General features: G+C 45.5%; 18 protein-coding genes. 12 read left to right on the top strand and 6 right to left on the bottom strand.

What is annotated here, in order from left to right; translation table 11 throughout:
* Positions 1-105 precede the first annotated feature (105 nt).
* The 3 genes from P22_RS03850 to P22_RS03840 are packed head-to-tail and all read right to left on the bottom strand — an operon-like array spanning position 106 to position 4,221.
* Positions 106-2,004 carry an ABC transporter ATP-binding protein gene (locus P22_RS03850; RefSeq protein WP_072169771.1) on the bottom strand — a complete coding sequence of 633 codons (1,899 nt, stop codon included), beginning with the start codon at positions 2,002-2,004 and terminating at the stop codon, positions 106-108.
* Entirely contained in the window at positions 2,004-3,743 is a 1,740-nt protein-coding gene (locus P22_RS03845; RefSeq protein ID WP_054258901.1) for an ABC transporter ATP-binding protein, read from the bottom strand. The genes P22_RS03850 and P22_RS03845 overlap by 1 nt, the downstream gene beginning before the upstream one ends.
* Entirely contained in the window at positions 3,733-4,221 is a 489-nt protein-coding gene (locus P22_RS03840) for a MarR family winged helix-turn-helix transcriptional regulator (protein WP_054258900.1), read from the bottom strand. Before P22_RS03840 ends, P22_RS03845 begins: the two co-directional genes overlap by 11 nt.
* A gap of 378 nt (positions 4,222-4,599) precedes the next feature.
* Here P22_RS03840 and P22_RS03835 point away from each other — a divergent pair, with 378 nt between their 5' ends.
* The 3 genes from P22_RS03835 to P22_RS03825 all read left to right on the top strand — a co-directional run bounded on the left by P22_RS03835 (position 4,600) and on the right by P22_RS03825 (position 7,565).
* Positions 4,600-6,261: a ribonuclease J gene (locus P22_RS03835; protein ID WP_054258899.1), complete on the top strand. Its 1,662-nt coding sequence runs from the start codon at positions 4,600-4,602 to the stop codon at positions 6,259-6,261.
* A gap of 255 nt (positions 6,262-6,516) precedes the next feature.
* Positions 6,517-6,726, top strand: a complete 210-nt coding sequence (locus tag P22_RS03830) for a CopZ family metallochaperone (protein ID WP_054258898.1) — start codon at positions 6,517-6,519, stop codon at positions 6,724-6,726.
* Between the two features lie 221 nt (positions 6,727-6,947).
* The gene (locus tag P22_RS03825; protein WP_054258897.1) at positions 6,948-7,565 is read left to right on the top strand and encodes an outer membrane beta-barrel protein; all 618 of its coding nucleotides are present in this window, start codon (positions 6,948-6,950) and stop codon (positions 7,563-7,565) included.
* 344 nt (positions 7,566-7,909) lie between these two features.
* On the opposite strand, the gene P22_RS03820 is transcribed toward P22_RS03825, so the two are convergent.
* Positions 7,910-8,290 carry a flagellar protein FlaG gene (locus P22_RS03820; RefSeq protein ID WP_054258896.1) on the bottom strand — a complete coding sequence of 127 codons (381 nt, stop codon included), beginning with the start codon at positions 8,288-8,290 and terminating at the stop codon, positions 7,910-7,912.
* Between the two features lie 170 nt (positions 8,291-8,460).
* On the opposite strand from P22_RS03820, the gene P22_RS03815 reads away from it, so the two are divergent.
* The 6 genes from P22_RS03815 (at position 8,461) to P22_RS03790 (ending at position 15,947) form a co-directional block, all read left to right on the top strand.
* Positions 8,461-9,615: an acyltransferase family protein gene (locus P22_RS03815; protein ID WP_054258895.1), complete on the top strand. Its 1,155-nt coding sequence runs from the start codon at positions 8,461-8,463 to the stop codon at positions 9,613-9,615.
* Between the two features lie 159 nt (positions 9,616-9,774).
* Positions 9,775-11,187: a sodium:solute symporter family protein gene (locus P22_RS03810; protein ID WP_054258894.1), complete on the top strand. Its 1,413-nt coding sequence runs from the start codon at positions 9,775-9,777 to the stop codon at positions 11,185-11,187.
* Position 11,188: 1 nt separating this feature from the next.
* Entirely contained in the window at positions 11,189-11,611 is a 423-nt protein-coding gene (locus P22_RS03805) for a HutP family protein (RefSeq protein ID WP_054258893.1), read from the top strand.
* A gap of 30 nt (positions 11,612-11,641) precedes the next feature.
* Positions 11,642-12,934 carry an NPN-dependent 2-hydroxyacid racemase, LarAH10 family gene (gene larA / locus P22_RS03800; protein WP_054258892.1) on the top strand — a complete coding sequence of 431 codons (1,293 nt, stop codon included), beginning with the start codon at positions 11,642-11,644 and terminating at the stop codon, positions 12,932-12,934.
* 289 nt (positions 12,935-13,223) lie between these two features.
* A complete protein-coding gene (locus P22_RS03795) occupies positions 13,224-14,900 on the top strand; it encodes a PAS domain S-box protein (protein WP_172675804.1) in 1,677 nt (558 codons plus the stop codon).
* A 177-nt stretch (positions 14,901-15,077) separates the two neighbouring features.
* Positions 15,078-15,947, top strand: a complete 870-nt coding sequence (locus P22_RS03790) for an HD-GYP domain-containing protein (RefSeq protein ID WP_054258890.1) — start codon at positions 15,078-15,080, stop codon at positions 15,945-15,947.
* A gap of 120 nt (positions 15,948-16,067) precedes the next feature.
* Here P22_RS03790 and P22_RS03785 read toward each other — a convergent pair whose 3' ends face one another.
* Positions 16,068-16,457: a PepSY-associated TM helix domain-containing protein gene (locus P22_RS03785; protein ID WP_156318844.1), complete on the bottom strand. Its 390-nt coding sequence runs from the start codon at positions 16,455-16,457 to the stop codon at positions 16,068-16,070.
* A gap of 267 nt (positions 16,458-16,724) precedes the next feature.
* A complete protein-coding gene (locus P22_RS03780) occupies positions 16,725-17,825 on the bottom strand; it encodes an NAD(P)H-dependent glycerol-3-phosphate dehydrogenase (RefSeq protein ID WP_054258889.1) in 1,101 nt (366 codons plus the stop codon).
* 402 nt (positions 17,826-18,227) lie between these two features.
* On the opposite strand from P22_RS03780, the gene P22_RS03775 reads away from it, so the two are divergent.
* From P22_RS03775 to P22_RS03765, 3 genes are read left to right on the top strand one after another with little or no spacing between them, the layout of a single operon-like run.
* Positions 18,228-21,185, top strand: a complete 2,958-nt coding sequence (locus tag P22_RS03775) for a sigma 54-interacting transcriptional regulator (RefSeq protein WP_054258888.1) — start codon at positions 18,228-18,230, stop codon at positions 21,183-21,185.
* On the top strand, positions 21,169-21,636 hold the full coding sequence (locus P22_RS03770) for a PTS sugar transporter subunit IIA (RefSeq protein ID WP_054258887.1): 468 nt from the start codon (positions 21,169-21,171) through the stop codon (positions 21,634-21,636). The genes P22_RS03775 and P22_RS03770 overlap by 17 nt, the downstream gene beginning before the upstream one ends.
* A gap of 24 nt (positions 21,637-21,660) precedes the next feature.
* A complete protein-coding gene (locus P22_RS03765) occupies positions 21,661-21,963 on the top strand; it encodes a PTS sugar transporter subunit IIB (RefSeq protein ID WP_054258886.1) in 303 nt (100 codons plus the stop codon).
* Positions 21,964-22,008: the final 45 nt, after the last annotated feature.

The following is a 22,008-nucleotide window of genomic DNA, read 5'->3' as shown; positions in this document are numbered from 1 at the left end:
GTGTCTCAATAAGCAAGAATAAATATAGGTTCAAACTGCAAAACAGCGGAGAAGTTCAATTATAACTTTCCGCTGTTTTCAGTCTGAATTTTTTACGATATCTTATCAGACGGAACCGGTCAAACCGGTGGCAAGCTGGTAATACCTGCCTCGCTGGGCGAGCAGTTCTTCGTGATTGCCGCGTTCAATGATGCTGCCATTTTCCAGAACCATGATAGCGGCGGCATTGCGGATGGTAGAAAGGCGGTGGGCGATAACGAAAACTGTTCGGCCTTCCATAAGGGCGGACATTCCTTTTTCCACCATCCGTTCGGTACGGGTGTCGATGGAACTGGTTGCCTCGTCCAGGATCAGCACCGGTGGTGCGGCAACGTAGGCCCTGGCAATAGCAAGCAGCTGACGCTGGCCCTGGGACAAGTTCGCTCCATTAGCATTGATGACGGTGTGATATCCTTGCGGCAGACGCCGGATAAAAGAGGCTGCACTGGCCCGCTCGGCAGCTTCCATACAGTCTTCGTCGCTGGCGTCAAGTCGTCCGTAGCGGATGTTGTCCAGTATTGTACCGGTAAATAGCTGGGTATCCTGCAGTACCATGCCGAGGGAACGACGCAGGCTCTCTTTTTTTATCCGTTTGATATCAATGCCATCGAAGGTTATACTGCCTTCATGGATATCGTAGAAGCGATTGATCAGATTAGTGATAGTGGTTTTTCCGGCACCGGTCGAACCGACAAAGGCAATGGTCTGACCGGGCTTAGCGTAAAGGGAGATATTGTTAAGCACTGTTTTTTCCGGTCCATAGCCGAAGGTGACATTATGGAAGCGTACATCACCCTTCAGGGGGATGTACTGACGGCTGTCCGGTAGGTACCAGGACCAGATATCGGGGTGGGACGGATCTTGAAGTATTTTGTAGCTTCCCTGGTTGTCGGTTTCCGTACGAACTAGTACGACATCGCCTTCGTCGGGCTCGAATTCCTGGTCCATAATTTCAAAGATCCGTTCAGCTCCGGCCAGTGCGGATAAAATATTGTTGAATTGACTGGATAGTTGCGTAATCGGTTGGCCAATCTGGCGGGAATATTGCAAAAAGGCGGCCAGGGAACCGATATCAAACCTTCCCATAATGGTTAGGATGCCGCCAAAAACTGCCGTAGCTGCATAACAGGCATTATTCAAGTTGACCATAATCGGCATGATGATACCGGCTAGAAAATTGGCTCTGGCAGCTGTCTGGCGAAAATTTTCATTCAGGTGGTTGAAAGAGCGTTTGGCCGATTCTTCGTGGTTAAATACTTTGATTTCTTTCAGACCGCTGATGCTTTCTTCGATGTGGCCGTTTAGCTCTCCAAGGATTTTCTGCTGATTTTTAAAATACTCCTGACTTTTTTTACCGAACTTGATGCTGAGACAGACCATCAGCACGATGATTAATGCGGTAACGACGAATAAAAGCGGGCTGAGTACCAGCATGAGCACGATGGCGCCGGTAAGGGTGATGACGCTGGATAAAAGCTGAGTCAGGCTTTGTTCGAGCATGGTTTGTATATTATCGACATCATTGGTATACCGGCTCATCAGTTCACCGTGGGTATGAGTGTCGAAATATTTCAGCGGCAGGGTTTGCATGTAGTTGAAAACATCATGGCGCAGGATATTGCCGGTACGCTGAGCGATTCTGATGGTAGTCCGGCTTTGGACATAGGCGGCTGCCACACCGGTCAAGTAAAGCAGACTGAGACCTAGTAAGGCCAGTGCCAGTCCGGAAAAGTTCTGAGGGAGGATATAGTTATTGATCAGCGGCTTCAAAAAATAGGAGCCGGCCAGCATGCTGGAAGAGTTAATTAATAATGCTGCCAGCATAATCAATATCAGCATGCGGCTGTCTTCAAGATACCTGGTGAGGCGAATAAAGGTTTTGCGAAGATGTTTTGGCTTTTCCGGGCTGACCGGCATACCGCTGATATGACCTCTGGATTTTAAAATTCCTCGATTTTCAGCCATTATGACACCAGTCCTTCCTGCTGTGAAGTGCAAATTTCCCGGTATACCGTATTGTTCTTCAGAAGCTCGGTATGTGTACCGATACCGGAGATTTTCCCGTCATCCAGTACGATAATCTTATCGGCCTCTTTAACAGAACTGATGCGTTGAGCTACAAGCAGCACGGTGGTATTGTTAAAGTTCCGCTGCAACGCCTGACGGACCTTAGCTTCGGTTGCTGTATCCAGCGCACTGGTGCTGTCATCCAAAAGCAGGATAGCAGGTTGTTTCAGCATGGCTCTTGCGATACACAGGCGTTGTTTCTGACCGCCGGATACGTTAACGCCTCCCTGTCCGAGTTCGGTGTCGTAACCGTGCGGAAAGTTCATGATAAAATCGTGGGCTTGAGCATTGCGGGCTGCTTGTTCGATTTCATACTGCGTTGCCTGTTCATTGCCCCAAAGAAGATTGTCACGGATTGTGCCGGAAAACAGCATGTTTTTCTGTAATACCATACCGATACTTGCCCGCAGACTGTTTAGCGTATAACTGTGGACGTCCTTGCCGTCAATCAGTACCTGTCCGCCGGTTGCATCGTATAACCTGGGAATCAGACTTACAAGAGAGGTTTTGCCTGATCCTGTGCCGCCGACAATAGCAACAAACTGCCCAGGTTCGACACTAAAGCTGATATCGGTTAGGACGTTTTTTTCATTACTGTCCGGGGCATAGGAAAAATCTACATGACGGAATTCAATTTTCCCTCGCGCAATGGCAGCATTGGCAGTGCTTTTTTGCTTACAGGGTGAACATTCCGCTTCGGTATTTAGCACTTCCAGAATTCTTTTGCCACTGGCCTCAGCACGGGCCAGCAGAATAAAAATGAGAGAAAAGATCATAACACTCATCATGATTTGCAGAAGATAACTAATGAAACTGATTAAGGCTCCGGTTCCCATTTCCCCTGTACCCACCATATTGCCGCCAAACCAGATAGTCGCCACTGTCGCGCCATTTAGGATCAGCAGCATAAGCGGCATGATCAGGCTGATCAGGTTGCCGGCATGTACCGCCGCTTGTGTCAGTTCGTCGTTGGAATGTTTAAATTTCAACTTTTCATAGGCTTCACGGACAAAAGCCTTGACTACCCGTATGGCAGTCAGGTTTTCCTGAATTGTGCCGTTTAAATTATCCAGTTTGTGCTGCGTTCTGGCAAAGCGTTGTTCTGCTGACCGGATAATTAACAGGACGCCAAAAGTCAGCAGAGGAACGGCAACGAAAATGACCATGGAGAGTTTCAGGTTAATGCTCATGGAGAAAAATATGGCGCTCAGGAGCATTAACGGAGCGCGAAGCAGCATACGCAGTGCCATCATCAAGGCGTTTTGCAGTTGGGTAACATCGCTGGTTAGCCGGGTAATCAGTGATGCACTGCTAAACCGGTCAATATTGGTAAAAGAAAAAGACTGCACTTTGTCAAACAAGGACTGGCGCAGATTAGCGGCAAAGCCCTGACTGACTTCGGCCGATAGTTTCATGTTTAAAACACCGAAACTGATGGCAATACCCGCCAGCAAAACCATAAACAGGCCGGTTCCGGCAATATAGCCAATATCCTGGCTGGGTATGCCGCTGTCTACAATTCTCGCCATGAGCAAAGGAATCATCATTTCACAGATAACATCAATACCTACCAAAAGCAGAGAATACAGCAAGGCCTTTTTATAAGGTTTTATATAAGGATACAGGTTACGTATCATGAGCTTCGCTCCTTCTAAAGGGAATCGGTGTTTGTGCACCCATGTCCTCAAGGTTGTGTATCATACGGAGATAAAATTGTTTTAACTGTCCTGTTTCCGCTTCACTAAATCCCCGGAAGGTACCCAGGTCAATTTTCTTAATGGCGTCTTCACACTCACTGATAAAGCGCAGCCCTTTATCGGTAAGGGTGATATAGTTGCGCCGCAGATCGCTTTTATCTGATACTTTGCGGATAAGACCAGCCTTCTCCATGCGTTTTACGGAGATGGCGACGGTAGCCGGACTGATGCCGATTCGTTCGGATAACTCTTTTTGGGTGGCCGACATGTTTTTCATATCGCCTTTCAATGTAAATAAAATGGCCGGATGGCTGGCTTCACTAAGGCCGCGCTCTACCATTTCCGCCTTCATCAGGTTGTAATGCATCCGGTTAAACGTGCGGAACAGCCATTCCAAAGCATTTGAATCATAAAGCATGAGGATATCACCGTCTCTGTAGTTTTTTGTTTGCCGACAAATAATTTGCCGACTAAATAATTATAAGCGTTTCTGACTCTATAGTCAAATCGGCTTACGGAAACTAGCAGAGTACAAGTCAACGGTATTAGGGTGTAGAAATTAAGCTATAAAAATACTAAAACTACATACCCTAAAAATGGTTATTGTTTATCTATTCTTGTATTTGGGGAGAATATAGGTTATAATAAATTTGACTACATTGAGCGGTTTAATAGCTATTTTCGGTATTGAACGGACGGCTTTTGAGTTACGACGAATTTACAACTAACGATCTCGGCGATGGACGGAACGTGGGTTGTTATCTAAAAATATATATAATAGTGGAGGTAGTATTCTTTGGAATCAAAAAACAAACTGCTTGTTATCCCCTTAGGCGGACTAGGGGAGATAGGCAAAAATATGACGGTTTTCCAGTATGGTGAGGATATTGTTATTTTAGACGCCGGCCTTGCCTTTCCGGAAGACGATATGCTGGGGATTGATCTGGTTATACCGGACTTTACCTATCTTTTGGACAACCGGGATAAGGTACGTGCCGTTGTTTTGACGCATGGGCATGAAGACCATATCGGCGCATTATCCTATTTGCTGAAAGAGATTAACGTTCCGGTTTATGGGACGAGACTGGCATTGGGGCTGGTGGAGGACCGGCTGAAAGAAAACCGGGTGGGCAATTATAATTTGGTGCCGATTAAGCCGGGCAATCAAATTTCGTTAGGGGCTTTCCAGGTAGGGTTTATTCAAGGCAGTCATTCCATTCCGGATTCCTGTGGTTTGTATTTTAAAACGCCTGTGGGTACGGTTGTCCATACCGGGGATTTTAAGATTGATCAAACGCCGGTGGATGGCAAATTAATCGACATTCATAAGTTCGCCGAATTGGGCGATAAGGGTGTTTTGCTTTTGATGTCGGATAGTACGAATGCCGAACGGCCCGGCTATACGGGATCGGAACGGGAAGTTGCCCGGGCTTTGGACGAGGAGTTTCAGTATGCAAAGGGCCGGATTATTATGGCCACTTTTGCTTCGAATGTATCCCGCATACAGCAAGCTGTTCATTCCGCTTGCAAGTATGGGCGGAAAGTGGCGGTGCTTGGCCGCAGTATGGTCAATGTAGTCAATATTGCCATGGATTTGGGATATTTGGAAATTCCGGAGGGAGTACTGATTGAACCGGAAGAAATGAAACAGTTCCGGGAAGATCAAATATTGATTTTGACCACCGGAAGTCAGGGGGAACCGATGGCCGGATTGAGCCGGATGGCCACCAACAATCATCGCAGTGTCTCCATTAGTCCGGGAGATACGGTGCTGATTGCCGCTACTCCCATTCCAGGCAATGAAACGTCCGTATCGAAAACAATCGATAACCTGCTTCGTCTGGGAGCTCATGTAGTCTATGAAAAAATATCTGGAATCCATGTTTCCGGTCATGCCAGCCAGGAAGAACTGAAGCTGATGCTGAATTTGGTACGCCCCAAGTTTTTTATCCCGGTACATGGTGAACACCGGATGCTGAAACGCCATGGGAAACTGGCGGAGGAATTAGGTGTGTTGCGGGAGAATATTTTTATTGGTGAAAACGGTCATGTGTTTGAATTTACGAAAAACACGGGGCGGATTTCCGGTAAGGTAACATCGGGAAAAGTCTTTGTTGATGGTTTGGGTGTCGGGGATGTCGGTAATATCGTTATTCGCGACAGGCAGCAGCTGTCTAAAGAGGGAATTCTAATTGTTGTTGTTACTTTAGATAAGCAGCGGGGCGCTGTGGTAGCGGGTCCTGATCTGGTATCGCGTGGGTTTGTTTATGTACGGGATTCGGGCGATCTGATGAACGAGGCACAGAACCGGGTCAAGGGAGTGCTGGAGCGTTGTGAGGCCAGCAATATTACTGAATGGTCAACCATCAAAGTACAGGTTCGCGAGACACTAAGTAAATATCTGTATGAAAAAACCGGCCGTCGTCCAATGATTTTACCGATCATTATGGAAGTGTGACAAGTTAGGTTTCCTGAACTTAGAAGGGGGTATCTTTAAGGTACTCCTTTCTTTTTGTTAATCACGGGGATAAGGTTGAGATGGAGGTTGAAGAAGCACGGGGATGGTTCCCTGGATAATTTTAACAGAAAAGAGAGAAGACTGTCATTTGACGAAAAAGCTGGCTGGAATTCAAAAATACTTGACGGATGCCATACCATGTTTTATAGTGTATATATACTGTACAGGAGTATAGTATAACAAGGAGGGGGAATCATGGGCCAAAATGGTGAAATAATAATTAAAATTGACGGTATGTCCTGTGGACATTGCAAAGCGGCTGTGGAAAAGGCATTGCGGGATGTTGCCGGAGTTATCACTGCCGAAGTGGACTTAGGGAAAAAGCAAGCGGTGGTAACCGGGGCCGCAGCCCTGTCCGATCTTCGGGCCGCTGTGGAAGATGCAGGTTATGACGTCGTCGGCTAAACAGCCGGAGGGTAAAGCGCAAGCGGAGACAATAATTTATGCCTGATCCGCTTGCGCTTATTTTTTCAGCCACTCTCCTCCGACAAGCAGTGGAATAGCTATTCTTTTGTTTTAACATATCAGGTAAGCGGGTTTGAGTTGACATAAAAGAAGCAATGCACTATGATTATAATACGGTCATTATGATTGCTTAAATTTTATAGTGAAAAGGAGAGTATTCCATGAAGAAAGTTTTGTTAGTATTGTGTATGCTGTTATTCGCCACTTCCGCTGTTTGTTCGGCTAGTCCTATGCCGGAATTTTCTTTGGGGCAGATTGCTCTTGATGTAAATATGGGCGCCCCTAATTTATCTACAAATCATGGTAAAGTTGATGGTGACAGTCATGTAGGGTACAGTCTGACGGTAGGTGTCGGCTTGGGGTATGCCGGACAATATACATATAACAAATTTAAGGCCGACAGTCCGTTGCATGGCAGCGGCAGCATTAAATCCCAGCAATTTTATTTGGTCAATAATATCGTTGATACCATCGCCAATGTTTCGCTTTTTGGCGGCCTTTCTCAAACACAAGCTGACGGCGGACCAAAACGCAGTGGGTTGGTTGTGGGGATTGCCGGAAGTGTGCCGGTTGCACCCAAAACGAAAGCTTATGGCGTATTGAGTGCCGGCAACCGTCTTTCCGGTTATGAAGTTGGCCTTAGTTATAAAATGACCGATAATGCTAACTTTAACCTGGGGTATCGTGACACTAAGTATAAAAATATCACCTTCAGCGATGACACCAAAAGTGATGTTACGGCCAAGGGACTGGTCGGCGGTTTTACATTAAAAATCTAAGCCCGGATGATTAAAAGCAGTGCAGGCAAAATTAACAAAAACCATTAACCAAACGGTTAGTGGTTTTTGCTGTTTATGGGAGCTTTCGGTTGGTGCATGACTTGGTCGCGGTACAGAGAAGGCATTTTATCGTAGAAGCAACAAAATATTGAAAATTCTGTATATTTTGCTCCCGATAGTTGTAATCAATACCCGGGCGCGCTATAATAAATATGGCACAGAGGATCCATTTTGCAAACTTTTTTTATGTTTGATAGAGGCCGGCGGTAGGATGAGGAATGTGCAATATAAACAAGACCAAAAGCACTTTCGGGCTGGAAGGCTTTTGGCTGAAGCAGGGTTGGCTAGGCAGTTTCGTCCAAAATAGCGCCGATATAATTTTTTATTTTGCCGATCATATCCAGATATTCCTCAGGAGGACATTCTTTTAGAACTTTGCCGGATTCAATATCAACCACCTCTACCATAAACTGGTCACTTTCTTCGTGAAGCTTAAACCGGAGTTTGGTATTAATGGATTCCAGAAAGTTGTTTAATATGTTATTTAATTTCTCTGCTTTTTGTTCGTCTATTTCTTGCTTTTGTTTGGGGCTGGCTTCCTGGCCTGCTTCAAAATCCACTCCTGTGGCAACAGCAGTTATATTTTGTCCGCTGCTATAGTAGTTTGATAACGAAGGCGGCATAGAAGACAGTGGGCTTAAGGACGTAATGCTATTGATATCCAAAAGACTCACCTCGCTATGGTTTCTTTGTGAAAATTGTATTATACATATTATCGGGAAAAATACGAAAAACTTTAGCACTTTTTTTCTTTTTTTATTATTTAATATTTTTCTGTTTAAAACGTTTCAGACGCTGAAGGCATAAATAAGGATATGAGAGGCAGGGGTGTGTGATGAAAGCCAGTGGGGCAGACAAATCAAGAATGTATTTTTTTGATAATTTGCGGGCTGCCATTATTTTGATCATGGTTTTCTTTCATGTGGCTATGGGTTATACTACCTGGGACCTTAAGTGGTGGTATGTGAATGACATCCAGAAAAATAGTTTTTTTGACCTGTTTGTTTTTGCAACCGATGTGTATATTATGCCGGTCATGTTTTTTATTGCAGGCTATTTTGCTCCTGCTGTGTTACTTAAACAGGGCTTGGTACTGTTCTGGCGCAATAAACTGATACGCATAGTCCTTCCCTGGCTGGGCGGAGTGCTGATGATTGCGCCGCTTATTGCGTACAGTGCAATTTTCAGCAGGACTGAAGCTCCGCCAAGCTATTTTTCTTTTTGGCTGTATGATTTCTTTGGGGCTTATTATCAACAGGCTCATTACTGGTTTTTAGAAATATTGGCTGCTTTTTTTCTCTTGTTTACCACGGCGTATTCGTATAAACCGGAGTATTTTAAACAACAGTTGCCGTGCAAACAGCCGTCAGTTCGTTTTTTTACGTTCTTTGCTTTACTTTCTGCGGTTCCTTTCTTTGTTGCCAATTTATTTTTCTGGGTTGATGCATGGGTACGTATTGATATTTTGTTTGTAATTCAACCAGTACGTATTGGTTTATATCTGTGCTATTTTTCACTGGGAATTTATGCCTGGAAACAGGCCTGGTTCAGTGAAACCGGTTATCGTCCGCCTTTATTCCAATGGGGTATTCCGGCAGTGCTGCTGTTGTTTCTTTTTTTGTTCTATCGTGTGAATTTTACTCTTTCACCTGAAATTTCACCACTACATAAAGCGGGGCACGCGCTCCTGTTTTCCTTCTTTTCTTTAACTGCAACATTTACATTTATCGCTTTTTTTCAAAAGTTTGCCGACAGTGATGCCTATTTGTGGCGTAGGTTAGCCGCTAATTCTTACACCATTTATTTTATTCATCAATGCGTGGTCATCCCTCTGGCGTATATGGTAAAAAACCTTTCTCTTAATGTGTGGGTAAAATATGCCGGAGTATCGGTAGTGTCGGTGGTTTTATGTTTTTTAATTGCCGAATATTGGATTCGGCCCTTAATAGTTCGGGGAAATATGGAGAAAAGAAAGCGATTGACAGGGTGACGAAAAAATTGTTACTATAAGGAAGTAATATTGTAGAATAGTAGATATTGTGTAGAATTTGGAAAATGCAGGGCGGCGGCATAGTAGATTCAGGCACTCCGACTTCGGAGTGCTTTTTTACATGACGGACTGCCAAAGGTAGAAAGGTAGGATGGAGAATTGAGCATTCAGCTAGTCATTATTGTTGCTTATATTTTTGTATTATTCGGGATTAGTATGTATGTAAAACGGCGTACAGCGAACAGTTCCGGTTTTTTATTTGCCGGACGCAGGCTGACTATACCTCTGGTTGCAGCGAATATTGCCGGTACGGCGCTTGGTGCGGCATCAACGATCGGGGTATCGGAGAATGCCTTCCAGTTTGGTATTGCCGCTGGGTGGTATAATGTGGCTTGGGCCGCTGGTGCCGTCAGTATGGCTTTGGTGGCCGCTAAAAAATACCGTGAATTGAATTGTACTACGATACCGGAGCTGTTTGAGCGGTATTATGATAAAAAGGGACAGATTGTTGCTGTAATCGGTATGATTACTATTCAATTGGTGATTACCTCTCTGCAGTATATTGCCGGAGGAGCTATCCTTTCTTCACTGCTGCCGGATATTTTTTCGCTGGAGGGCGGCATGATAACCAGTGCCATTGTGTTTATCGGCACCACGATACTGGGGGGATTATGGTCCTCCGGTCTGTCCAATATTTTAAGCGTAAGCTTAATTTATGCCGGTATCTGCGTCAGTACGGTTACAATTGTTATCCGGCAGGGCGGGCTGGGGACTATTGCGGCAGCATTGCCTGCCGGCACTGACTGGTTTGGACCTTTGGGAGGCTTTGGCCTGATGACGGTTGCCGGCTGGTTCGCCGTTATGATGACCCAGACCATTACGGCTCAGGGCCCTGTTCAGGTGGCCTGCGCGGCAACCAACGGTTCTGTGGCCCAAAAGGGATTTTTGTGGGGAGCATTATTGATGCTGCCAATAGGGTTCTTATGTGCGATTATGGGACTGGCGGCACGGGCTGTCCATCCGGACATGCAGGCTACGCTGGCAATGCCATATATGATTATGGGACTGGAACCGGTAGTCTCCGGATTGACATTAGCGGCTCTTTGGGCGGCAGATGTAGCCACTGCCTGTCATATTTTACTGGCGGCAGGGACTTTGTTTACACAGGATATCTATAAGCGTTTTTTTCAGCCGGGAATTAGTGATGCCAAGTACACGCTGGTAAACCGCTACGCCATATTGATTTTGGGTTTAATGACTTTGTGGTTGGCTTTTAACGCGGTTGGCATTGTGAGAACGATGATGATCGGCCTTAGTCTTACTACGGCATTTACTTTGGTATTTTTGTTTACTATGTTTGCTCCAAAGTTTTGCCGGAAAAATTCGGCTTTTTATACGACGGTGGCCGGTATTTTAGTGTTGGTTGCTTATCAGTTTATACCGGCGGTTAGGGCACTCGGACATCCGATTTATTTGGAATGGATCATTTGTCTGATTACGTTCTTTGGCACATATTTAGTTGATAGAACTCCTATTTCAAACTTTGAGGGGATTAAGCAGGAGGCGGCGTAACGTGGAAGGAAACAGCGTGGAAGTCGGTAAAGCGGCCTTAGCGATGGCGATCAGTGAAGGGCGGCAGGCCGAGCAGGTTATTCAGGAACAGCTTAAAAGCCGTAGTATTTATGCGGTGGCTATTGATTTTGGCGGTGAATACCTGCCTTCCGTTAAGAAAATTATTGAACGGGCCGTAGTGGCCGCACAGCGTCAGGGCCTTGTCAGGAATGATCATGTTGGTGAAGGCGCGGTAGCCGGTGCTGCCCATGCTGCGTTGGAACAAATTACGCCGAAAGCTGCCGGTCTGAATGTCGGCGGAAAGATCGGTATTGCCCGATCAGGTGAGCATTTGTGCGTAGCTGTTTATTTTGGCGTGGGTGTACTTAATCTTAATGAGGTTGCCGTGGGTTTGGCACACCGCTCCATCGCCCAGGAAAAGTAAAGCAAACCTTATTAAAAAGGAGTCTAGAACATGCAAGAGATGGAATTGGCCTTTGGAAAGGGTATGGTGCGTCTGGTCCTGCCGGAAGCGCGGCATATTGAAGTGGTGGAAGGCAGCCAGGCGGCCGGAGTGAGGGATATTACCAAAGCGGCACAACAGGCTCTAACCCGGCCGATAGGCGCTCCGCCCCTGAAGAAGATTATCAGTTCTTCGGATACCGTAGTAATCATAGTATCGGACATTACCCGGCAATGGGTTAGGCATGATTTATTTTTGCCTGCACTTATTAATGAATTGAATGCCGCAGGCGTTCCGGACAGTCAGATTACGGTTATGGTTGCTCTGGGAGCGCACCGTCCCCATAGCGACAGGGAGAATGTTCTGAATTATGGTCAGGAAGTTGTAGACCGGGTTGCCATAGTACAAAGTTATGCCCTGGAGGAGGAGCATTTTGTGCAGATCGGGACCACGTCCCGCGGTGTGCCGGTGACTATCAACCGCCGTATAGTAGAGGCCGACCGGATCATTTTAACAGGCGGCATTTGTTATCATCCGATGGCCGGCTTTGGCGGGGGGCGCAAAGCCATTTTACCCGGGGTGTCCGGCTATGACAGTATCCAGGGAAATCACCGCTTTTGCCTGAGCCCCGTGGTGGGAGAAGGGGTAAACCCGCTGTGTACGTCCGGAAATCTGGAAACCAATGATATGCACCAGGATATGATGGAAATGGCACGTATGCTGGAGCCGGATTTCTTGTTTAATGTGGTGCTGACTCCGGAAGGTGAAATTTCCGGATTTTTTGCCGGTCACTGGATTGAAGCCTGGCAGGCCGGCTGCCGTAAAGTGGAAGAGATTTATGGGGTCGCGGTTGAGCAGCAGGCCGATCTGGTGGTTGTTTCTGCCGGCGGTTTCCCTAAGGATATGAATTTTTACCAGGCCAGTAAATCCATTCATAACGCGGTGCCTGCAGTGAAACAGGGCGGGATGATGATTGCTGTCATGGAATGTCTTGATATTAATGATCCGCCGGACTTCAGCCAATGGTTCGATTATCCGTCGCTTTTGGAAGCAGAATTGGCGTTGCGTAGGGCGTTTACCGTCCCTGGTTTTATTGCTGTAAAAATGAGATATACCGCCAGGGAGATTCCGATTGTAGTCGTAACATTGGCACAAAACGCCGAATTTTTTTCGAAAACCGGTATTAAGGCAGTGAACAGTATGGAGGAAGCCATCCGGGTTGCCGCGCAAAGGCTTGACTTGTCTAACTGCAGGATTATGGTGCTGCCACACGGCGGGAGTACGCTGCCTCTAATAAAGAAATAAAATATGGAAAAAATACCTGTTTATCTTGCCGGGCGGCATGTAAACGGGTATTTTTATTTAAAGCACGTAGCAAGTATATTCCCAGCACTCTCATAATAAATTGCAGGGAATCCGATCCAAGTGATATTCCCGTTTATTTCAGTTCATTTCATTGGGTATGCAGTATTTGCTTTGTGTATAAATCTTCATTATCATGTTCATTTAGGGGGAATTCTCCGTAAACGAGTTATAAACATTGATTCTGGAGAGTGAGAATATGGAGATGGACAAGTCATACAGGATGATGGAAATGTTAAGAAAGAGGCAGAGTCGCTTGCTTAACCGTATCAGAGCATTGCAAAATGAACTTAGCAAAATAACGCGAATGCAAAAAGCATACGAGCAGGAAAGCTGCCGGTTGCAGACGATTGCTGAAATAACAAAAGCGGGCATATGGGATTGGGATGTGGTTAATCAAGTTTTTTATCATAACAGCCGTTGGAAAGAAATTTTTGGCTATGAAAGTCACGAACAGATTGTCATACCGGATGACTGGAGTATTTACTGCCATCCGGCGGAGAAAGAATCATTGCAGCGTATTCAAGAGGAACATCTGCAGGGAAATACAGATTTTTTCAAAATGGATTTTCGTTTGAAACAACGAGATCATTCCTATCGTTGGGTCCGGGTTTGCAGCAGGGCGTTTTTTTACCAGCATAAACAGCCGGTACGGTGGATAGGAGCTATTGTCGATATTCATGACAGTAAAATGCGCGAGAAGTGGACAAAAGAACGAAAATCCCTGCTAAAGGATTTTGTATCCGCGATATCCGATGCAGGTTATATTTTTGATGAAAGTGGTAATTGCGTTGAAAATTTCAGTAATCGGAAAGAGCGTCTGCCGTTTTGCGAGAGCAGAGAGGGGGATAAAACAATCTTTGATATTATTCCTTCTGCCCAGGCAAAACAAATATATGAAAATATCAGCAGGGTTATTGCAACACAAACCACCGGGAGATTTACATTAAATATAAATCTCCCGGCTGTAGGCCGGCGGACTTTTATTATCCGCATTACACCAATGGATTACCAGACCGGGGGAAAAAAGACGGTTGCGATGATATTGCTTGATGTGACTGAACAGGAAAAATCCAGATATATGCTGCAAGTTGCTTATGAAGCGCGACGGCGAAGTGAATTGTTAAATGAATTTTTGTACGAAGAACATTCTGTAACAGAGGAAAAAATGGTTCATGCAAGCAATATGGGACTGGAGTTCACTGGATTTTTATTTTGCCTGGTTATCACTATAGAGGTACAGAATAAGGATTTTCTTAATCATGGAGGTACCTATATTGATATTCAGGCTATTAAAGACGAAATCATTGACGATCTGCAGGGTATTAATGGTTGTACTACCTGGAGAAACCGGAATCAGATCGGGGTCTTATGCCGCATTACCGCTTTAGACCAACCATTTGTAAACAGCACGATGGAATTGGCACAATATATCAAACAGAGAATAGGGGATCACCATGAGGATTTGCGGGTGACTATTGGTGTCGGCGAGATTCATAATGGCTTAGCAGGGTTCCGGGAAAGTTTTCAGCAGGCATTAGAAGCCAATATGGCTTCTAGTTGTGTTGAAGGGAACGGTGAAATTATCCATTATAAAGATTTAGGAATATTGCAGCTTTTTTTAGATCAGGGAACACGTTCGAGAACCGCTGCGTTCGTCCGGGATACGATTGGAAAACTCATAAAATATGACACTGACAAAGGAACTGATTATCTGACGACTTTGGAAATGATTTTACAGAGTCAGAGTTTAAAAGAAACTGCAAACAGATTGTTTTTACATCACAATACGGTCGTTTTTCGTAAACACAGAATCGAAGCTATATTGGGAGTATCGATTAGTCATTTTGAAACAAAATTAACATTGGCAACGGCAATCAAACTGTACCGGCTCAATTTGCCAAAGTGACCTTAATTTATTTGGAGAGCTGTTGATATTGGTTCTTAAGTACAATAGACAGGTCTTTTTTGGGAAAAAGTTTGATATCCGGTGCCAATAGTTTTTTTGTCCTATCCGTTCTAAACTAATTAGTAAATGCTGTAGCTTACTGTACAGGCAGGAAATTATGCTACGAGGAGGGCTATGATGAATTTTAAACATACCAAGGGATCTAACGTACTTGGTTATGCCGCACATGATATAACGGATAAGTTCGGGAGACTGTTGCTAGCCAAGGGGACTCTGCTTACGCCCAGTGTGATTGAAAAACTGGAGCTCAGGGGAATTAGTTTTGAAATTTTACCGGCTCAATTAAAAAAACATAGTATTGTTTCCGGCAACCATCTGTTACAAGGCCATGATCCCCGCTTTCGGGTACCGGCAAAATTGGACCCGAAATTTCAACGGCTGGATATGGAAGTTGTCGGTCCAGCATCAAAATACTTGAATAAATTTTTGAAAGAAATCCAGGAGGATCCTTTTTTAAGTAATAATATCAAAGTTCTTGCTCAGGGGCGCAGGGTCACGTATTCCCATTCGATTAATGTCGCTTTGCTGTCCATCTCCATCGCAAAAAAACTGAAATTTGATGAGGCGGCTTTGCGCGATCTTACTTTGGGGGCCCTTTTTCATGATATAGGAAAGATACTGTTGCCTAAGTCGGTTTTAAACGAGGAAGAAGAAATCAGTGCGGGAGGAGAAATGATATTTCAGCAACATCCCGTGTTAGGAGGGGAACTGCTGGCAGGAGACATGTTGCCGCCAAGTATATATTTGGTAGCGCAGCAGCACCATGAAAAATATGCGGGAGACGGTTATCCGCAAGGCCTGGCCGGGGAGGAAATTCATCGCAATACCGTTATTGTAAGTGTTGCCAATGATTTCGACAAACTCACAACCGCCACTACGCAACGGGAAGTTCTTTTGCCGGATGAAGCTCTCGTCCATATATTACAATATAAAGAAATTGACTATCATCCTTTAGTTGTGGACGAGTTTAGTAAACTATTCATTTAAACAGGTTATAGTTAATCTTTGAAACTGACCGGGACGGTGATTGACGAGCCAACTAAGCAAGTATTTACTAAGCCGGCTACATATAGAAAACCCCGCTTTCCATCTGAAAGCGGGGTTTTTCTAGAGTCGTTTTGTTAGCAGAGGTACGGAAAGGTAAAGGCCTGTTATTGTCAGGAGAATCATGCCAATGGCAGTTATGTCAATAATCCAGCGGAAGTTTTGGTTACCGATCATTCCCTGATGGAGTTCTTTTAACATGGGCAGCGATAATACTCCGGTTGAGGCGGGAACTGTTTTACTTATGTTTGGGTTATTACCGGCAGTTAAATCAGAAGGGGGTGTTTCCTGAACGGTTTTTACGCCGGACCTTTGCGGCGGATGGTTTTTTGTCGCTCCGATCAGCCCGGGTTCAGCCAGAATAAGACCGGTAAAAGCCTCAAGCAGCAGAAAGATGGATAAAATGAGTCCCAGCCACATATGCAGCTTCCGGGCAATTTGTATATCGTTCACATTTAAAGACCTCCAATATTTTCCTTGCTGCCAGTATAGTAGAAAAATATGATAAATGTATGACAGGAAGTAGTATAGCAAGAGTCTGCAGCCAATGATTGAAGGAAAATAATGGCAATATAAGACCGGAATTTTTAATATGGGATAAAGAAAAAACCTTAATTGTAACTGCATGATGTAGCGCAAAAACAGAAACTGACACCGGATATAAAACGGTGTCAGCGTATTTTGAGCAATCTTCTGCAAGGCGGTTTTGTTTACTCCTCCTTAACCGGGGTTCACTTCCAAGTAAGGTAGTTTATTATTTTCAGTATAGGCGCCGGTACACTCCTGTAACAGGGTCTTGATCGTTTCATAACAGGGGGCGTCTTCATATAAGATCCGGTACAGGCCATTTAGCAGCGGCAAATCACGGATAGCCAGTTTCTGTTCTTCCTGAAGCTGTTGGGCCATTAAGTAACCGAACCGGATAGCTGGATATCCCTCTACAGTAATTCCCTCGGCTTTCATCTTGGCAATGGCCTGACTGGCAGTAAGGCCGGCTCCGAGAACTTCGCCAAGAGTACGGTTACGCCCGGCTTCACCGGTTACCTCAAGATCTCCCACTCCGGGAAGGCCGTAAACCGAGGATAGCCTGCCGCCCAGCGCTTTGGCCAGAAGACCCATCTCAGCAATAGCAAAAGTGAACAGGGCGGACTTTGTATTGTTATGCAAAAAGCCCTGACGGTCTTTAAAGCCTTCGGCCATGCCCAATCCCACGGCATAGGCATTTTTCATGGCAGCACAAATTTCCGTACCGATTACGTCGGTATTGACTTCGACCCGGTAGGCATCGGTCATTAGTTTGCTTTGCAGGAATCTGGCAGCAGCCAAATTGGCACTGGAATAAGTAACCGATGTGGGCGATTCCCATACTACTTCAATGGCTTTGCAGGGACCGCCGACGAAGACAAAAGAAATGCTTTCTTTCAAATGTTCGGGTAAGCGTTCTTTAAGAATATGGGGTAAAAGGACGACTCTGCCGCTTGCATCATATTCAAAGCCCTTGGTAACGCTGCCGACGATCATACCGGGAGTTAAATAGGGAATAACACGTTCAAAAATCATCCCCAGCGCATTAGAGGTTATCGCCATAATCACCATTTCGGTATTTTGCATGGCCGCAGTCAATTCTTCTTCATAGAAGGGTTTGACTGCCGGCGGCAAAGGATGTTTATGTTTCGGATGATCCTGGCCTGCTTTTAAAGCCTTGATAATCTTATTGTCGAGTTCGGTGCCCCAAAGCCGTACTTCATGTCCATTTTTAATAAGCGGCACAGCTAAAGCGCTTCCCATCGCACCTGCTCCAATAATTGTTACTTTTGACATTTGTCAACACTCCTCTTTTTTGTTTGGTGGAGTAAGAGAACAACAGTTGACAAAATGGTGCCTACCGCCTTTATCATAACAGATTTTATTGAAAAATCAATAGTGTGGAATACAGAGTCATATAAGTGTCTGTGGTCCCCAATGTGCTCCAGTTGTCATAAAAATAGCCAGCCTGGCAGAATTTGTGTATAATAATCCCGTAAAAATAGCGGATTTCTAATTAAATTCTCTATATTCGCAATAATCTGATCTGTTGGAAATTTTTCGAAGGGTGGTAGTATTTGTTCAAAAAAAATAATAATTAATTTTAAAACATTTATATAAAAAGGGATTGCCGGTTTTTTGCGCAAAACGTGTCAGAGCTTGGCACGCTAATTGCAGTATATAAGGGCGGTGGGGTAAATGCAACAGTTACAAGACATTATCAATCAGGAAAACAAAAAAAATCCTCTGACTGACGAGGAGATTGCCAAGCAGCTGGGGATGGGAAGGAGTGATGTGGCCAAAATAAGGCGTTCTCTGGGAATCGGCAATTCCCGGCAGAGAATGCGTGAACCGATGAAAAAGGCAATTCAGGAAATACTGGCTGGTTTCCCCGCACTGTCCGAACGGGCATTAACGCAAAAATTAAATGAAGCCGGTTTTTGTGTGTCGCGCCATGCCGTCAGTGAGGTATGGCAGCAGATTAAGGCGGCGGAACCTACTCAGCCGCTTAACGGTAACAGGATTAGGAGGGCTGATAATCATTCTCCGGCTACTAGCAAGGAGAGACTGCAAACAGCATTTGATGCTTTAATCGGATCACAGGGGAGTTTGCGGACTCAGGTGGAGTTGGCCAAGGCGGCTGTCCTCTACCCGCCCAAGGGTTTGCATACCCTGATTGCGGGGGCGACCGGCGTTGGTAAAAGTGAACTGGCGTTTTGTATGCACCGTTTTGCCGTAGAGTCCGGCAACAAACCGGAACATACGCCCTTTGTTGTCTTTAACTGTGCAGATTATGCCGAAACTCCGCAGTTATTAATGGCACAGCTGTTCGGATATGTAAAAGGTGCTTTTACCGGTGCGGATACGGATAAGGAAGGGTTAGTGGAAAAGGCTAATCAGGGGATGTTGTTTTTAGATGAGATTCACCGGCTGCCGCCGGAAGGTCAGGAAATTTTGTATTATTTAATCGACAAGGGGAAATTTCGCCGTTTGGGTGAAAGTGATACCTTTCGTGGTGTCACCTTAATGCTCATTGCGGCAACTACGGAGAATATAGAATCCTTTTTATTACTGCCTTTCCGCCGCCGCATACCAATGGTAATTGAGCTGCCGGGGCTTGCCCAGCGTCCGCTGGAAGAACGGTTTCAAATTATAGTGAGTTTTGTCAGAGAAGAAGCCAGCCGCATTCAATTGACTATTCGTGTTGCGTATAACGCCGTTGTGGCTTTGCTCATGTACGAATGTCACGGCAATATCGGTCAGTTGCGGTCGGATATTCAGGTAGCGTGCGCCCGTGCCTTTTTAAAACATATGGTGCAAAAGGAAGAGTTGTTAAAAGTGGAAATAACCGATTTGGCGCCTCAAGTGGTGAGGGGCTTGCTGTATCTGACGGAACAACGCCATGTGGTAGAAGCCATTTTACAGGGCGACCTGGAGGTCTCGCCAACGGACCAACAACGCTATCCCTTGCAGGAGACGCCTTATTTGCTGCCAGGTGCGGTATATCAGGAAATTGAAGACAATTATATCAAGATGGAAAATCAAGGGATTGATATTTCTATTATTAACCGGGTGATCAGCGATGAGTTGGAAATGAAAGTCCGCCAGCTGATTAAGCAGGTGCAAAAGAATAAGCGCACCTTAATCCGGCAGGATTTGGAGAAAATTGTCGGTGAAAAAATTGTCAATGCGGTGGACCGGATGATTAAACTGGCGAAAACCCGGTTGCCGGATATTGATGATAGCCTGTTTTATTGTTTATCCACTCACCTGGCAGCAAGCTGTGAACGCTTACGCATGAATACGAAACTGATTGTAAATCCCCAGTTTCAGCAGCTGCAAAATGAATATCCGTCAGAATATGAACTGGCCGGTAAAATGATACAGATTGCATCTTACTACCTGGGCAATGATCTGCCGGAGGATGAAATCGGTTTTATTACTATGTATCTCAAAGCGTATGCAAAAAAGGATCCGCTAAATGGAGCGCATGTGGGGGTTGTTGTACTAACACACGGCCGGGTAGCGGAAGGTATGGTGCAGGTAGCTAACCGGCTGCTGGGGGTTGAGTATGCCAAAGCCCTGGAAATGCCACTGGAAGAAAGCTCAGAGGCTGCTTTGCAGCGGGCGCTTCCGATTGTCAGACAGGCCGACAGTGGCAAGGGGGTGCTGATACTGGCCGATATGGGATCTTTAGTGGGTTTTGGCAAGCTGATCACGGATGCGCTGGGTGTTGTAACGCGTACGGTAACACGGGTCAATACGCCGATGGTTATCGAGGCTGTACGCAAAGCGCTTGTGCCGGATGCGGATATCGACGAAATAGCTAATGCCTTAAAATGGGATAATTTGAGTTGTGAGTTGGATGAATATCATGGCGGGCCGGAGAATAAGCTGCCGGATGCCATTGTCAGTATTTGTTTGACTGGTCGGGGGACTGCAGAGTGGGTTGCCAGGATGATTGACGATTTTATGCCGGAGAAACAGGTAAAACTGATCACCCTGGGGGCTTTAACTGATGAAGATGTCCAAAGCCGGCTGACGCAAATCGGCCAAAGCTATAACTTGCTGGCGGTGGTTGGAACGATCAGGACGTTAGTACCGGGAATTCCTTTTATTACCGCTAAGGAAATTGTCAAAGGGAACGGGCTGGAAAAACTCAAAAAAATTGTGCGGTTGCGGGGCGGTTATTATAAGCCTGGGCCTGAGCTGCCGGATACCGCCTGCCTGTTGAATGGGCTGATTCGGCCGGAACTGGTGTTCTTAAAACAATTCTGTCATAACAAGAATGAAGTGCTTAATAGTCTCGGGCAGCGGCTGATCCGGCAGGGGTATGTGCGCGAACAGTACATTGTATCCATCCATGAACGGGAAGCGTTGGCCCAGACTGTATTTCAGGATGTGGCCTTGCCGCACGGCAGCCCGGAATATATCGTCAAACCGGCAATTGCCGTTATGACCCTTAAGCAGCCGATTGAGTGGGTTGACGGACATCAGGTGGAGATCGTCTTTATGTTGGCTCTGAACAGCTATCAAAAAGATGCATTCCGCAAGCTGTATGCACTGCTCAATGATGGTGAACAGCTGCTGAAAATGAAACGATCGGAAAATATAGAACAATTTATACGGGTGGTTACAGATGGGGAAATGTTTTGAGTTTGATAAAAAAGCGATGGCCGTTGGTTTGGAGGCCAGCGATCAGGAAGACGTATTAAAACAGATGGCGCAAACGTTGTACAATGCAGGCTATGTTCTGGATTCCTACGGTGAAGCGATTATTCAGCGCGAACGCAGCTTTCCTACCGGTTTGCCAACAGGCGAGAACGGGGTAGCCATTCCGCATACGGATGTTTGCCATGTTAAAGCTCCCATGATTGCGGTCGGGACCCTTAAAGCACCCGTAGAATTTAAAAGTATGGGTGGACTGGAGGAGGTTGTACCGGTAAAAATCATTTTTATGCTGGCGATGAAGAATAGCGATAACCAGGTTAAGTTATTATCGCAGCTAATGCAGATCATTCAGGACCAGGAGTTGCTGGAACAACTAGCCGCGGCACAATCGGTCAGTGATGTGATTACCCTGTTGAATGGCAAAATTTATCTTTAGATACTGTAAAGGGGAGAGGAAAACATGAAACCCTTCCGGGTGCTTACCGTTTGTGGAACAGGAATTGCCACATCGACCGTGGCAGCTGAAAAATGCAAGGAGTTTTTGACGAAGCGTGGGTTGAATGTAGAAGTCATCGAGTGCAAGGCTGTGGAGGTAGCCGGAAAAATTCCTGTATATAATCCTCATGTGGTGGTAGCAACCACTCCGATTAATGATAGTGCCTTACATGGGGTGAAAAAGTTTGTCGGTTTGCCGTTTTTGATTGGTGTGGGCATGGATAAGTTAGCTGATGAAATTGCCGAATATTTAAAAAGCTTAGAGTAGTGATTGTCTGCTTTAAGCTACGTTGCAATTAGACAGGTACTAAAA

Source organism: Propionispora sp. 2/2-37 (assembly GCF_001298735.1).
Taxonomy (GTDB): Bacteria; Bacillota; Negativicutes; order Propionisporales; family Propionisporaceae; genus Propionispora.
This window is presented reverse-complemented; position numbering and strand designations above follow the sequence as displayed.